General features: G+C 33.6%; 9 protein-coding genes. All 9 read left to right on the top strand.

What is annotated here, in order from left to right:
* The first annotated feature begins 19 nt into the window (after positions 1–19).
* The 9 genes from ACHRVX_RS06955 to ACHRVX_RS06915 all read left to right on the top strand — a co-directional run bounded on the left by ACHRVX_RS06955 (position 20) and on the right by ACHRVX_RS06915 (position 14,807).
* Positions 20–1,633 (top strand): DUF4270 domain-containing protein, encoded by a 1,614-nt coding sequence (locus ACHRVX_RS06955; RefSeq protein WP_395330627.1) that lies wholly within the window; start codon positions 20–22, stop codon positions 1,631–1,633.
* Between the two features lie 10 nt (positions 1,634–1,643).
* Complete coding sequence (glmS, locus tag ACHRVX_RS06950; protein ID WP_395330625.1) at positions 1,644–3,494, top strand: glutamine--fructose-6-phosphate transaminase (isomerizing); 1,851 nt, start codon at positions 1,644–1,646, stop codon at positions 3,492–3,494.
* Positions 3,495–3,734: 240 nt separating this feature from the next.
* Positions 3,735–4,181 (top strand): T9SS type A sorting domain-containing protein, encoded by a 447-nt coding sequence (locus ACHRVX_RS06945; protein WP_395330623.1) that lies wholly within the window; start codon positions 3,735–3,737, stop codon positions 4,179–4,181.
* Between the two features lie 6 nt (positions 4,182–4,187).
* Positions 4,188–10,463 carry an FG-GAP-like repeat-containing protein gene (locus ACHRVX_RS06940; RefSeq protein ID WP_395330622.1) on the top strand — a complete coding sequence of 2,092 codons (6,276 nt, stop codon included), beginning with the start codon at positions 4,188–4,190 and terminating at the stop codon, positions 10,461–10,463.
* Between the two features lie 4 nt (positions 10,464–10,467).
* Positions 10,468–10,866, top strand: coding sequence for a hypothetical protein (locus tag ACHRVX_RS06935; RefSeq protein ID WP_395330620.1), 399 nt, complete (start codon positions 10,468–10,470; stop codon positions 10,864–10,866).
* Between the two features lie 342 nt (positions 10,867–11,208).
* Positions 11,209–11,607 carry a hypothetical protein gene (locus ACHRVX_RS06930; RefSeq protein WP_395330617.1) on the top strand — a complete coding sequence of 133 codons (399 nt, stop codon included), beginning with the start codon at positions 11,209–11,211 and terminating at the stop codon, positions 11,605–11,607.
* A gap of 323 nt (positions 11,608–11,930) precedes the next feature.
* A complete protein-coding gene (locus ACHRVX_RS06925) occupies positions 11,931–12,323 on the top strand; it encodes a hypothetical protein (RefSeq protein ID WP_395330615.1) in 393 nt (130 codons plus the stop codon).
* A 346-nt stretch (positions 12,324–12,669) separates the two neighbouring features.
* Positions 12,670–13,284: a hypothetical protein gene (locus ACHRVX_RS06920; RefSeq protein ID WP_395330613.1), complete on the top strand. Its 615-nt coding sequence runs from the start codon at positions 12,670–12,672 to the stop codon at positions 13,282–13,284.
* Positions 13,285–13,889: 605 nt separating this feature from the next.
* Positions 13,890–14,807 carry a hypothetical protein gene (locus tag ACHRVX_RS06915; RefSeq protein ID WP_395330611.1) on the top strand — a complete coding sequence of 306 codons (918 nt, stop codon included), beginning with the start codon at positions 13,890–13,892 and terminating at the stop codon, positions 14,805–14,807.
* The last annotated feature ends 114 nt before the right edge of the window (positions 14,808–14,921 follow it).

Raw genomic sequence — 14,921 nt, 5'->3', positions numbered from 1 at the left:
TTTAACTTTATTATTAAACATGTACAATACTTCTTTTATTAAGAAAATCCTATTAGTTGCAACAGTTGTTCTTTTATATTCTTGCGACAAAGATTTTAATGCGATTGGTGATGGTTTGATCGGTGACGATCATTTTGGACTTGAATCTGAAAAATATGACGTTTTAGCTTATAATCAGGAAGTAACTCCAGTTCAGTCAAACGGATTAACACTTAATGCTTTAGGTATTTTTGATAATCCGGTTTTTGGTACAACAACATCAAATTTTGTAAGTCAGGTTTCTTTGTCTTCTTATGCGCCAACTGTTGGTGAAGTGACATCAGTAGAAAGTGTAGTGCTTAGTGTTCCTTATTTTAGTCATGTAACGGCTACAAATGCTGACGGAAGCCGTACTTATGCATTAGATTCTATTTATGGAGATGTGAATGGTAAACTGAAATTGAGTGTTTACGAGTCTAAAGTTCAAATGCGCAGTTCTTTTATTGACGGAGGTGCTCAATTTGCACAATTGTATTATACAAATCAGGATTCACCGGATTCTGATAATATTAACTTTAATGCAGATGCAAGCAAAGGAATTAAGCTAAATGATGATGTAAATCCATTGCAAAATGAAGAATTCTTTTTTAGTGCTTCAGAACTTGTAGATGTGACGAAAGATGATGCTGGTAAAGATGTTACCACAAGAGTAGCCCCGGAAATGCGCCTGAATTTAAATAAAGCGTTTTTCCTTGATAAAGTACTTAAAGCCGATGCTTCAAAACTTTCTTCTGCAAATACTTTCCAGGAATATTTTAGAGGATTATATTTTAAAGTGGAAAGATCAGGAGATAGTCCTGTTAATATGGCGTTATTAGATTTTGCCAAGGCAGGTAATGCGAAAATAACAATCAAATACAAAGCAAAAACGGCGGCCACAACTGATGGTGACGCTACAGAAGATAAGTCAATAGTAATTAACCTGACAGGTGCTCAGGCCGGATTACTTCAGGAGAACAAAAACGCTATTTATGATGCCGCTGTAAAAAGTGCTAACAAAACCGCAGGAGATGAAAGACTATATCTAAAAGGAGGTCAGGGATCGCTTGCTGTAATTGAATTAAATGGTTTTGGTGCTCAACTAGAAAAAATAAGAAGTGAAAAGTGGTTGGTAAATGAAGCGAATTTAATTTTTTCTATTGATTCAGAAAATATGAAAGCTGCTTATGAACCAAAAAGGGTTTACTTATATAATTTAGATGATAATCTGCCAATTGTAGATTATAGCGCAGATGGAAGTTCAAGTATAACTGCTGATGCTAAAATGATTAAGGTTGTATATAGCGGGATAATTAATGTACATGCAACTACAAAAAGAGGTACAACGTACAAAATTAGATTAACGAGTCATATTCGTAATATCATAAAAGATGCAACTGTTAAAAACGTAAGATTAGGTTTAGTAGTTACAGGAGATATTAATACAATAACTTCAGGAAAATTGAAACTTAAAAATGACGTGATTTCAGATGTGCCAAGAGCTTCAGTTATGAGTCCGTTAGGTACAATATTGTTTGGGTCGAATATTCCTTCAACCGATGCAAATTATGCTAAAAGACTACAGCTGCAAGTATACTACACGAAACCAAATTAATAAATAATATATGTGTGGAATTGTTGGATATATCGGTCACAGAGAGGCTTATCCTATTATTATAAAAGGATTAAAGCGTCTTGAGTACAGAGGATATGATAGTGCTGGAGTCATGTTATATGATGCCGAAACAGGTATAAAACTTTGTAAAACAAAAGGTAAAGTTTCTGATCTTGAAGCTAAGGCAAAAGAGGATTTTACTTCAAACGGAACTATAGGAATCGGGCATACACGTTGGGCAACACACGGGGTTCCAAATGATGTCAACTCACATCCGCATGTTTCTAATTCCGGAGAATTAGTGATTATTCACAACGGAATTATCGAAAACTATGCACCGCTTAAAGAGGAATTAATCAAAAGAGGGTATACTTTTAAATCTGATACAGATACAGAAGTATTAATTAATCTTATTGAAGAAGTTCAGAAAAAAGAAGGAATTAAATTAGGAAAAGCAGTTCAGATTGCTTTAAATCAGGTTGTAGGAGCTTATGCAATTGCAGTTTTTGATAAAAAAAATCCTAACGAAATTGTTGCTGCAAGATTGGGTAGCCCATTGGCAATTGGTGTAGGAGAGGGAGAATATTTTATTGCTTCGGATGCTTCGCCTTTTATTGAATATACTTCAAATGCTATTTATCTTGAAGATGGTGAAATGGCAAACATCAGATTGCACAAACCATTAAAAGTCAGAAAAATTAAAGACGACTCTTTAGTAGATCCTTATATTCAGGAACTTCAAATGAATTTGGAGCAAATTGAAAAAGGCGGTTACGATCACTTCATGTTAAAAGAGATTTACGAACAGCCAAGTGTTATTAGAGATACTTACAGAGGAAGACTTCATGCCAATGAAGGAATTGTTCAAATGGCAGGTGTTGAGGATAATTTAGAAAAATTCTTAAATGCAAAACGTATTTTAATCGTAGCTTGTGGTACTTCATGGCACGCAGGTTTAGTAGCAGAATATATTTTTGAAGAATTTACCCGTATTCCTGTTGAAGTTGAATACGCATCCGAATTCAGATACAGAAATCCAATTATAAATAAAGATGACGTTGTTATCGCAATTTCTCAATCAGGAGAAACGGCAGATACTATGGCGGCTATTAAATTAGCGAAAGAAAACGGTGCCTTTGTTTTTGGTGTTTGTAATGTGGTTGGATCTTCTATTTCAAGAGAAAGTCATGCCGGTGCTTACACACATGCAGGTCCGGAAATTGGAGTAGCTTCAACAAAAGCATTTACCACTCAAATTACCGTTTTAACCATGATCGCATTGCGATTAGGTAAAGCGAAAGGAACATTGTCAAATACTGACTTTCACGGATATTTACAAGAATTGGAAATAATTCCTGAAAAAGTAGCCGAAGCTTTAGAAACAAACGACAGAGCAAAAGAAATTGCGGCAACTTTTAAAGATGCACCAAACTGTTTGTATTTAGGTCGCGGATATAATTTTCCGGTGGCTTTAGAGGGAGCTTTAAAACTTAAAGAGATCTCTTATATTCATGCAGAAGGTTATCCTGCTGCCGAAATGAAACACGGTCCAATTGCTTTAATTGATGAGCATATGCCGGTTATCGTTATCGCGCCTAAACAAGGGCATTATGATAAGATTGTAAGTAACATTCAGGAAATCAAATCAAGAAGCGGTAAAATCATCGCTGTGGTTACTAAAGGTGATACTCAGGTTCGTGAGTTAGCTGATTATGTAATTGAGATTCCTGAAACTTCAGATGCGTTGTCTCCGTTAATCACAACAATACCTTTACAATTATTGTCTTATCATATAGCGGTAATGAGAGGTTGTAATGTAGATCAGCCGCGTAACTTAGCAAAATCAGTTACTGTAGAATAACATTTTTATACTATTATAAAAAAAAAGCGAGATGAAAATCTCGCTTTTTTTTGTGCCTTACTTTTTGTTAAGTTAATAAAATACATAAAACAAATTATTAACCATCCTTCATTGTTCTTTATATAGGGAATGTGTTAATTGTCCTACTTTTGTGTTATTGTTAAATTATTTAACAGTATTTATTTTACTTATAAGTATATATTAAACAATTTTGTCAGAAATATTTTAATATACGACAATATGAGAATAATGCTACTCTTTTTTATAATGCTGTTTTGTTGTACAGCACAGGCACAAACCAAAATTACATTTGGTTATGATGCAGCGGGGAACCAAACCGGCAGAATATTATGTATTAATTGTCTCTCTAAACCAGCTAAAGAAGTTAAGGAAATTGAGGCCGTTACAAGCACTGATCCGGATCAGTTTTTTGAAGAAGATCAGATTTCCTATTATCCCAATCCTGTAAAAGAAGAACTGTATTTGCAATGGAATCTCAAAGAGAGCAATTATGTTACTTCGGTTTATGTCTATTCTGTTACTGGGCAAATTCTGCGAATCTATACTATAAATGAGCAGCTACGCAACCTCAATATTCCTTTTCAAAGTTATTCTGCGGGAGTTTATATCGTTTTGCTTTCCTATAAAAACGGCGGCGAGAAATCTATCAAAATCATCAAACAATAAACCAATATGAAGAATTTTTACTTTAGCATACTATTTTTGTTTGTAAGTTGCGCGGTTTCTGCACAAACCTCTTCTGAGGTAGGAATTACCGAAGGGCAATTGTCTGTTTCTTTATCGGGTGGAGCAAATTATGCAGTTCCTATAGCAGTTCCTCCCGGAATTAATGGAATCGTTCCACAAATAAGTTTAGTTTATAATAGCCAGGGAGGCAATGGTGCTGCAGGTTATGGATGGAACATCTCGGGCGTATCCTCCATTACCAGAATTCCATCTACCCAATTTCATGACGGCATAATTGATCCTGTTGATTTTGATTCTTTAGATCGTTTTGCGTTTGATGGTCAGCGATTAATGGTTAAAACCGGAACAAGTGGTATTTATGGATCTAATGGAACAGTATACGAAACAGAAAGTTTTTCCAATATAAAAATAACATCTTTTGGTGTTCATTCCAGTGGGGTAAATTATGGACCTGCTTATTTTATAGTAGAATATCCGGATGGATCAAAGGCATATTATGGCAATTCAGCAGATTCTCGTTCTATTACTGACTGGGCAATTACCCAATGGGAAAATCCTCAGGGCATTAGAATACGTTATTCTTACTATTTAACGAATAATAATTTAAGTATTGTGAGTATTAATTATGGTGCGTTAGGCAATGCAGCACCTATAAATCAGATTAAGTTTCTATATAAACAAAAAGAAAGACCAGAACAAGTTTATATTGGCGGTCAGAGTATCGTTAGGGACATTATCCTTGATGGAATAGAAGTTACTGGTAATAATATTGGCTTTAGAAATTATTCTTTGGGTTATGATAGTACATCACTGGGGTATCAAAGGTTAACGAGTATAACGGAAAAAAGTGGTGATAAAAGTAAAAGTTATAACCCGACAGTATTTGAATATAGTGCAGAAACAAATGATGATGCGTTAAAAGTTAAAAATTCCGGAACAATTGATATAGCAGGCGTTGACTATACAAATACAGAATATGTTTCAGGTGATTTTGATGGTGACGGTCAGCTCGATCTTATTTTATATCCTAAAACGGGAGATAACAAAAAAAAGGAATATCGCTTATATACAAAAATTGCGGCAGATTTCAATTCCAGCATTAAGCAGTCAGTAGGTACTTTTGAAGAAATTTTTCCTGTAACCTCTTTAAATTCTGACAATAAATTATTTCCCGGGCAAGCCTGGACAGTGGTTAAACCTAATAGTTTTGCGACTTATATTAAAGGGGCTACAGGAGTTTCTCTGGATAATGAAAAACTATATATATTTCCAAAATTTACACGTAGTTACATTTATCCTTGTGGTGGAGCAGAGCCCATGCTAAAAGCTGCTGAAACTCAAAATACAAATTCTAATGTAACGGCAAATCCGCCCAAATATAAAGACGGAAGTGTGGAAAAAGACATTGCTAAAATCTATGTTAGCGGCGATTTTAATGGTGATGGACTTACTGATATTGTAGTGATAGAAAAACCACTTACTTATTATATCAATAAAGATTGTATCATGACAATGGCTCAGACCTATAATGGAGGTAAAACCTATTTTGTTAATCTGGATAAAAGAGTAAGTGCAAATTTCGTAAATCAGGCTGGTTATATTGCGATTACAGAAGAAAGTAAAATTATTGTTGCTGATTTTAACGGAGATGGCAAATTAGATTTATATGTTTTTGACAAAGGGAAAATCTCCGTTTATGAATTGGATAATAATAAGCAATTTAAATTATTGTTCACCCAGGCTGATGAAGCACTTGTTTTAGACAAGCAAATTTTAATGGGGGATTTCAATGGTGATGGAAAAATAGATTTTGTAATACCTAATGAGTTAGATAAAGACAGCTGGAACTTTTTTCTTGCTACAGGTGTTTCATTTAATAAAATAAATACTGTTATCGGAATCCCGTTTCGATCTCCCTTTGAAAAATATATGCAGGTGCAGGGTGAGGACGGTGTCGAAAGATATGCCTACAGCTTAATTGATTATACTTTTATAACTAACGATTACAATGGGGATGGTAAAACAGATATTTTATGTCAACAAAATTTAACGGCTTCCAGGGACGGAATCTTTGGTAAGGCGGGATCTCCTATAGTAACAAGATTGGTTTTGTACGAGAACCAGACCGTTACAAATTTTGAGGTTAAATTTTCATTGATTATTGCAGCTCATGAAACTACTGGAATTGGCAGAAACGCTATACCTATATTTACCAATCATAATCAGGTAAATCAAAATTTAGAATACAGTATAATCTTCGATAATAAGATTAAATCATTTACAAGTCCAAAAGATCTCAGGCAAGATGTTTTGGTGAGAAAAATTACTAACGGAAATAAAGTCGAAGAAGCAATTACTTATGAACCCTTAAGATACGAGTATAATAAAATATATGCAGGAAGTGCTTATGTAGAAAAATATCCCAATTTTGATATTCTGGTTGCGCCCGGCTTTCAGGTAGTGTCAAAACTTGAAAGACGAAGTGCAGATGTCCTTAAAAAACAATCTTTTAGCTATTATGGTGCCGTATCTAATGTTGAAGGCTTAGGCTTTTTAGGTTTCAGATCAACGGTAAGAACCAACTGGTACGATCGTGATGATGCTATCATTTCAAGTATTTCACGCAATGATATCACTTTAAGAGGTGCCAATACTGAAAATTATACTGTATTAGGAATGCACGATCCTTTAAGAGTGACAGACAATCCAATCGATAGTGTAATTATTAAAGATGGTAATTATACCGTAACAGGAACAGATCATCTAGTTGCGACGCAAAGTATTATTTTAAAACCGGATACATGGATATTACCAGGTAGTACATTTTCGGCCAAAATAAATGAAGAAGCTAATAATGCCTCAAATACCCCCATTAATTATATAACAAAATCAAGGTTAGAGTACAAAAGTGAACTTTTGTCAAACAAGGTTTTTAAAATTACAAACACCAGCACCAAACAGTTTAATGGTTTAGACGATACAAGCTCAGAAACCAGAGTAGTTTATGATGACAATAATAATCCTTTAAAATCGACTACTTATTTAAAAGAATCCGGCACTACAATTCAGACAACCGTTTCAGATGTAGAATATATTACTTCTACAGCGTCGCCTTATATAATAGGAAGACCTAAAAGTAAAAATCAAAGCGTTACCGTTTCCGGTGATGTAATGACATCTGAAGAATTGTATTTTTATCAAAACAGTTTATTAATTCAAATTAAGAAAAAAGGAACCAATACAGATTATATTACAGAAGACAATGGATATGATGCGTTTGGTAACATTACTAAGAAAACAATAACAGCATCTGGGCTTACCCCAAGAGTTACAAGTTATGAATATGATCCCTCAGGGCGATTTTTGGCAAAAAGCACCGATATCGAAGGATTATCGACCTCATTTGTTTATAATTCAAATAATGGATTGCTAGATTCTGAAACAAACCCTTATGGATTAGCAACTTCTTATTTATATGATTCCTGGTTTAAGAAAACTGCAACAATAGATTATTTAAAAAATAGAAGTTCTTATACCTATAGCCGCAATGGTTCTTTAACAATAGTGAGAACATTACCAGCAGGTGGTGGAGAAAATGTAGAAACATTTGATGATTTAGGGAGAAAAGTACAGGAAGGATTTAGGTCTATAACGGGATCTTTTTCTTATACTGATTATTTCTATGATATTCACGACAGAAATTATAAAACGAGTGAACCGCATTTTAATTCCTATTATGGTCCGTGGAACGAGACTAAATATGATGTTTATGGCCGAGTAAAACAAAGTACATCGGCTACCGGAAAAATTACCGATATTTTATATTCAGGACTTACTACAACAGTAAATGACGGGACAAAATCAAAAACTTCCGTCAAAAATGCAATAGGCAATGTCGTATCCATGACAGATACTCCGGGTGGAACAATTAGGTATACCTATTTTGCTAACGGAAACCTGAAGGAATCTGATTATGCCGGTGTAAAAACCACGATTAAACAGGATGGCTGGGGACGAAAAACAGAACTTAATGATTCATCTGCCGGTATTTATACCTATGCCTATAACGCCTTTGGAGAAACAACAAGCGAAACCACGCCAAACGGAATGACAACTTATATTTTAGATCCTGTTTCCGGTAAAGTCACGCGCAAAACAATCAATGGTACACTTACAAATACAAGTACCACGTATGAGTATGATGCATCAAGTAAGTTATTGATTAGTACTGAGTTTAAAGATTTAGTTAATACAACAAATACAATACTAAATTCATTTACCTACGATGCTTCAAAAAGAATTAGCAAAACGGTAGAGACATCACCTTACGCAGTATTTACAAAAATGTTTACTTATGACGGTTTTGGGCGTCCGTATACCGAAACTTCAACTGCAGAAGCTGGCGGAAAATCGAGTTCAAAAACAATTAAAAAGACTTATACAAATGGGTTGTTTAAACAATTATTAGACAACGAAACAAATGCAATTTTATGGAAAGTCAACACTACAGATCCAAGGGGTCAGTCTACTAGTGTTGAAAGCGGTCCATTAACAATAACAAACACTTATGATACTTATGGTTTAGCCTCGCGGTTCAAATATGACAGAACCTCCGGTTCAGTAAATATTTTGACATTGAACACTCTTTTTGATGCTAAAAAAGGCAATCTGACCAGCAGAAGCAACAGTTTGTTTGGCAGAAGCGAAAGCTTTACCTACGATGCACAGGATCGTTTGACCGAATTTGCAAATGCTCAGGGAGTACAGGAAAAACAATTGTATGACGATCAGGGCAGGATTACGCAAAACAGCCTGGGAACGTATACGTACTCAAAAGAAAAACCGTATCAAAATGAAGCAATTGCGCTTCTGCCGGAGTCGTTGTCGTATTACACAGCTAAGCCCAGACAAATTATTACCTATAATGCGTTTAAGAGTCCCGTACAAATTGAAGATAAAGACATTGATAAAATAAGTTTTTTATACAATGATGACAATAGCCGTACCGCCATGTTTTACGGAGGTTTACAGGAAAAAATACAGGAAAGACCATTAAAAAAATATTATTCTGCTGATGGCAGTATGGAAATTAAGGAAAACACAAATACGGGTGTATTTGAGTTTATAACTTACATTGGCGGTGATGGCTATACAGCACCAATCGTGTTAAGAAGCAACGGAACAACGCAGGATTATTTATATTTACAGCGGGATTATCAGGGATCAATTGTCGCGATAACCAATCAGGCGGGTTCAGTTGTAGAAAAACGATTGTTTGACGCCTGGGGAGCCATTATAAGCGTGCAGGATGGTGCAGGAAATGTACTGGCGGGATTAACGGTATTAGACAGAGGTTTTACAGGTCACGAACATTTGCAGAGTGTAGGGCTCATTAACATGAACGGTCGTATTTATGATCCTAAATTGCATCGTTTTTTACAGCCGGATAATTTTGTACAGGATCCATTTAATACTCAGAATTTTAATCGTTATGGGTATTGTTGGAATAATCCTTTAGTTTATACTGACCAAAGTGGAGAGTTTATACCGTTAATTGTTGGAGCTATTATTTTAGTTAGTGCAGCAGTTAATGTTTATCAAAACTGGGATAAGATAACAGGAGGAACAGGCAAGTTTTCCGATATTAAGTGGGGCAAATTTGTCGCATATACCGGTACGGGAGTTGTATCGGGTGCATTAACGGTTTATGGAGGTCCTTATGGAGTTGTTTGGGCAGCAGGATTTCAAAATTTAAGTAATTCTATAATTAATGGTGATGATATGTCAACCACTTTGACAAGTACAGCAAGTGGACTTGTGGGGGGCTATTTAACTATGGGTGTTGGACAAGGTATGGGATTAATGTTTCCTAATGGCATATTTAATTTGAATAATCCAATTTTAACAGGGGCAATAAACAATACCTTAGGTGGAATGATGTCTGGTTTTATAACCACATCAATTTTAACTGGTGATATGGGTACAGGTTTTAAAGCAGCTACAGATCCCGTGAATATTGTCTCGGGAGCAATATTAGGAGGTTTAGATGGGGGGATGAAAGCGCATAACCCAACAAAAGTGTCCATTGAAGTTATTAAACAAAATCAACCTATTTTAGAATCATTACAATTAAAATCAGTCCCAATTAGAAATTTGCCTCAAAATATAGTAATTCCTTCTACAAATGTTTTCGTTCCACAACGAACAGTAATTCCGCAAAAATATAATTATAATTTTTCACAAAATAAATTTAAAGGTTAATGTTATGGATAAAAAATATCATATTCTTATTTTCATTTTTAGTCTGATAGTGCTATTAGTAGCTAATAAAATAAATAAAAGTAAGGCTGAAAATTCTTTAGGAGACTATGACTTCTCTATTGGTAATGTAGAAGCTTATTTCAATAGGGGGACAATCGGTCATAATGTCGGTAGAAGTTCCATTACATATTCTTATATTGTAGGTAATATTCGTTATGTAAATAATTATGATATGTTATTTTATAAACTTCCCTATTCACCCAATACTAATGATAAATTTGTTGTAGCGTATAATAAAAAAGATCCCCAGAAAAGTATTCTGCTGGGTGATTTTCCAATTAAGACTAATCAGGATTTTAAAATATTTGTAGATACTCATGAAGATTTTAAAATTAAATTTTAACCTCGTTCCCGTACGAATCCTTTCGTGTCCCGCCGCTCCCCCGCTCCCGCACGAATCCTTTCGTGTGGCAGTAAGCATATTAGCGTTTATTGTATATAGTTTATAAAGCCAAAGATTATGTCTATGGTATTGCTATTGATTATTCAGGTCAAAAAGAACTTATTGATGATGTTGTAATTTTTAGAATGTTTGAGATTTAGCTGTTGCGCCACACGAAAGGATTCGTGCGGGAGCGGGGAAGTCCTACTGATTTCTCCAATAAACTATTTTTAACCCCTGAGGAACATCGTGCTTTTAACAAATTTTGATTAAAACAGCAAAATTTAAAAAAATAATAAATTTATGAATAGTCAAATCTTAAAATATTTAGATTCTTTTCAAAAGAATGCTGAACCAGAATTAAATGAATTAAATGTTTTTTTTTCAAATATTGATTTTAACATTGATAAAGAGTTTTTTGAATTATATAAGATATTCAATGGGGCAGAAGGCTTTTTAAATCAGGTAAATTTTCTTATCCTTTGGAAGATATCCGATATTGTTGCACTTAACCCGTATTATGAAGATTCCATAGAATGTGAAAACTTATTTTTCTTTGGAACAAATGGTTCAAACTATGGATATGCTTTTGATAAAAATAAAAGTACAATAGTTGGGATTGATTTCTTGGAGATTTACGATCATCAACCAATTTTGATTTCAAACACTTTTCTTGAATTCTTGGATGAATTAAGTAAATAAATCAGATAGTTGTGTAAGTTAACAAAGGAATGTAATTCCCCGCTACCGCACGAATCTTTTCGTGTGGCAGTAAGGATTAGCGTTTACTGTATATAGTTTATAAAGCCAAAGATTATGTCTATGGTATTGCTATTGATTATTCAGGTCAAAAAGGACTTAGTGATGATGTTGTGATTTTTAGAATGTTTGAGGTTTAGCTGTTGCGCCACACGAAAGGATTCGTGCGGGAGCGGGGGGATTTAGGAAGTGGTCATATTCTCATTAATCATGTTGAACCAATTTTAGTTCCTTATAAGTATTTAAATCATTAATTTATTTAAAATATGTTACAAAAAATAAAAGAAAAATATAAAGGATTTTCAGATGCAGTAATTTCGGAAATTAGTTATAAGCGGTATTTAAATCCTAACGGGTCTGATAAAGGTATCGTAGAAGTTTATTTAAGAGCTGAGAACAATGAAGGAGATTATGAAATAGTTAAATTAAAATTTATAGAAATTATATCATTCAGATTCATCGAAATTAGGGATTCATCTAGTTTAATTCTAAATGAGATTTTGATGAAACAAGAAGATGATATAATAACATTTGACTTCTTTCCTTTAATTTATAGTTCCGGAATTATTGAGAATATAAATTCTGACTTCATGATTAAATGTAAATATATAAGTTTTGAAATTATGGATCAATATTCTAATGGTTCAAAATTAATTTAAGATACCCCGCTCCCGCACGAATCCTTTCGTGTGGCAGTAAGGATTAGGGTTTGCTATAGTAAGTCTATAAAGCTCAAGATTATTTACGTGATAGTGCTATTGATTATTCAGGTCATAAAAGACTTATTGATGAGTTGTAATTTTTAGAGATTTAGCTGTTGCGCCACACGAAAGGATTCGTGCGGGAGCGGGGATTCTATGGAAATGAACCGCTTCGATAAGAAAGACGTTAAGAATATTATTAAATCAAGAGAGTTTCAATTGTTTGGGCACGGATTTAAATCCGCGTTATCCAAATATAATAGGGCTGTCATTTTAAATAATAATTAGAATTTATACTATAAAAATGAAAGAAATTGAATGTAATTATTGTCAGGCAATTAGCACAAATGCTAAATATTGTAATCTTTGTGGTTTTGAATTACCCATGAATGAAAGCAATATAAAGTACAATGCCAATACGACTATTGAGTCTAAAAGAAATAAGATTAAAAAACATCATTTTAAATTACCGGATTTTCCAGATTCAAATTTTCTATTAGAGGTATCAATTTGGACAGGTCGATCAAAATTGTTTATGGATAATAAGCAATTGGAACAATCAAAAGAGAAAGGTAAACCATTTCTTATTCCAAAAGTTAATGGTGAATTTTTAAAAGCTTTTCCAAAACAAACTTTTCCTGACCCAATTCCGACATTAGAAATTAATGGGGTTAAAATTAATATAGCTGAAAAACTTAAATGGTTTCAATATGTTTTGGGTGGAATTCCAATCTTGTTACTTTTTTTTGGGGGTGTTATAGGAGCTGTTATAGGGTTGTTCGCTACCATGATGAATTATAATGTTTTTAGACAAGAAGGAACTTTGATTGCTAAATACCTAAAAGTATTCGCAATAATTATAAGTTCTTTAATTCTATATTTTGTGACTATAACGTTAATCCAGAAATTGATATTTTAGTGTCTATCTGATCTCCTGGTAAAGTGCTCAACTTTGTGAGCACAGATTAGAATTTAAGACTTAAAATATTTTATACAACAGCTCTTAGAGAGACAACAATACCACATAATTTTCCTTATCAAATCCCAATAAGATAAGTTCATGTCAGTGAACAGGAAATAATTAAAATACCAGTGCACTTTTTATAATTTATATAGATTGTGTTTGCGAGGTATAGCCTCGCTTATATCGATGTTTTCCCATCTTCATCGATTATAATGACCACATTTCACAATACCACAAATAACTCTATTACGAACTAAATTTCTGTTTTACATAAAACGGGAACTAACTTTTAAATTCAAAACTATGAGAATTAGAGATTTTTTTGATTTCCAGGACGGACCAAAGCTCAGAATAGCCACATTAATTTTAATAGTATTCTTTGGGTTCTATTTCTTTATAAAAATTGCCTGTAGAAAGTATTCTTAAAAATACCTGACAGGATAATTTTTAGAATATGTGCTAAGTATAAAACAATAAACAATAATAAAGTATTCAAACACAAAAACTGCCGCGCTGTTATAATGTAAGGTAGATTGTATTAATTAATAAAAATAAAAAAAATGAAAACAAATAAAATAGTAATAAGCTTCGCAATTGCATTACTTTTTGTAATAACAGCTAAAGCACAAACTTTAAATCCTACAAATATTATATCAGCTCCTGATGCAGCAGATAATTTTAAAGGAGGTTGTACATTTTCATATTCAAAAGCAGGAACACCTTGGAATGGTGCACTAATAAGTTTTGGAGGTGCTGGAAATAGTTATGATTGTCAGATAAGTGCTGATTATGGCTTGAACCGTATCTCATTTCGAACCAGAAATGCTGACGCAAATAACGGTGTTGGTGTCTGGAATTCATGGAACGAAATCGCGACTACACTTGGCAATAATAACTTTTCGGGTAATCAAAATATAGCAGGTACTTTATCTGTAGATGCATATCAATCAACTTCTCCTTTTTCAGTTGGAAATAATCACGGAGTTAAATTGTCAATCGGTAATTCTGCATGGAAAAATACCTCAATAATTGAAACAGGATATACTGAAGAAACAGGAGATTTTACAGATTTAAAAGCAGCAAGTTTTCGTGATAGCTATGGTTTTATTAGGATTTTAAAAAATGGCAACGTCGGCATAGGCACAACAAACCCTGGTTCAAAACTTACTGTTGCCGGAAACATTCATGCTCAGGAAGTAAAAGTAACATTAAACGCAGGACAAGTTCCGGACTATGTTTTTGCGAACGATTATAAATTAAAGTCATTGCAGGAAGTTGAAAAATATATCAAAGAAAACAGTCACTTACCCGAAATACCATCAGCTCTGGAAATAGAAAAGAATGGTTTAATGCTGGCAGAAATGAATATGAATTTACTTAAGAAGATGGAGGAAATGACGCTTTATATGATTGAGCAGAACAAACAAATTATCGATTTAAAAAATCGATTAGAAAAAGTAGAAGTCAGTAAAAAATGATACAAGATCAATAGTAATGTTAAAAAAGCGAGATTTTAGGTCTCGCTTTTTTTATTGTCATATTTTTTTTCTGGGATATGTATTTTTATTAAATCCTTATTTTTTTGGTTAAAA

This window comes from Flavobacterium sp. FlaQc-47 (genome assembly GCF_044006475.1).
GTDB lineage: Bacteria > Bacteroidota > Bacteroidia > Flavobacteriales > Flavobacteriaceae > Flavobacterium.
This window is presented reverse-complemented; position numbering and strand designations above follow the sequence as displayed.

Excerpts from the sequence above, each read along its gene's own strand:
- ACHRVX_RS06945 (WP_395330623.1), top strand. The coding sequence starts at position 3,735 with ATGAGAATAATGCTACTCTTTTTTATAATGCTGTTTTGTTGTACAGCA.
- ACHRVX_RS06915 (WP_395330611.1), top strand. The coding sequence starts at position 13,890 with ATGAAAACAAATAAAATAGTAATAAGCTTCGCAATTGCATTACTTTTT.
- ACHRVX_RS06925 (WP_395330615.1), top strand. The coding sequence starts at position 11,931 with ATGTTACAAAAAATAAAAGAAAAATATAAAGGATTTTCAGATGCAGTA.
- ACHRVX_RS06940 (WP_395330622.1), top strand. The coding sequence starts at position 4,188 with ATGAAGAATTTTTACTTTAGCATACTATTTTTGTTTGTAAGTTGCGCG.
- ACHRVX_RS06920 (WP_395330613.1), top strand. The coding sequence starts at position 12,670 with ATGAAAGAAATTGAATGTAATTATTGTCAGGCAATTAGCACAAATGCT.
- ACHRVX_RS06930 (WP_395330617.1), top strand. The coding sequence starts at position 11,209 with ATGAATAGTCAAATCTTAAAATATTTAGATTCTTTTCAAAAGAATGCT.
- glmS (WP_395330625.1), top strand. The coding sequence starts at position 1,644 with ATGTGTGGAATTGTTGGATATATCGGTCACAGAGAGGCTTATCCTATT.
- ACHRVX_RS06955 (WP_395330627.1), top strand. The coding sequence starts at position 20 with ATGTACAATACTTCTTTTATTAAGAAAATCCTATTAGTTGCAACAGTT.
- ACHRVX_RS06935 (WP_395330620.1), top strand. The coding sequence starts at position 10,468 with ATGGATAAAAAATATCATATTCTTATTTTCATTTTTAGTCTGATAGTG.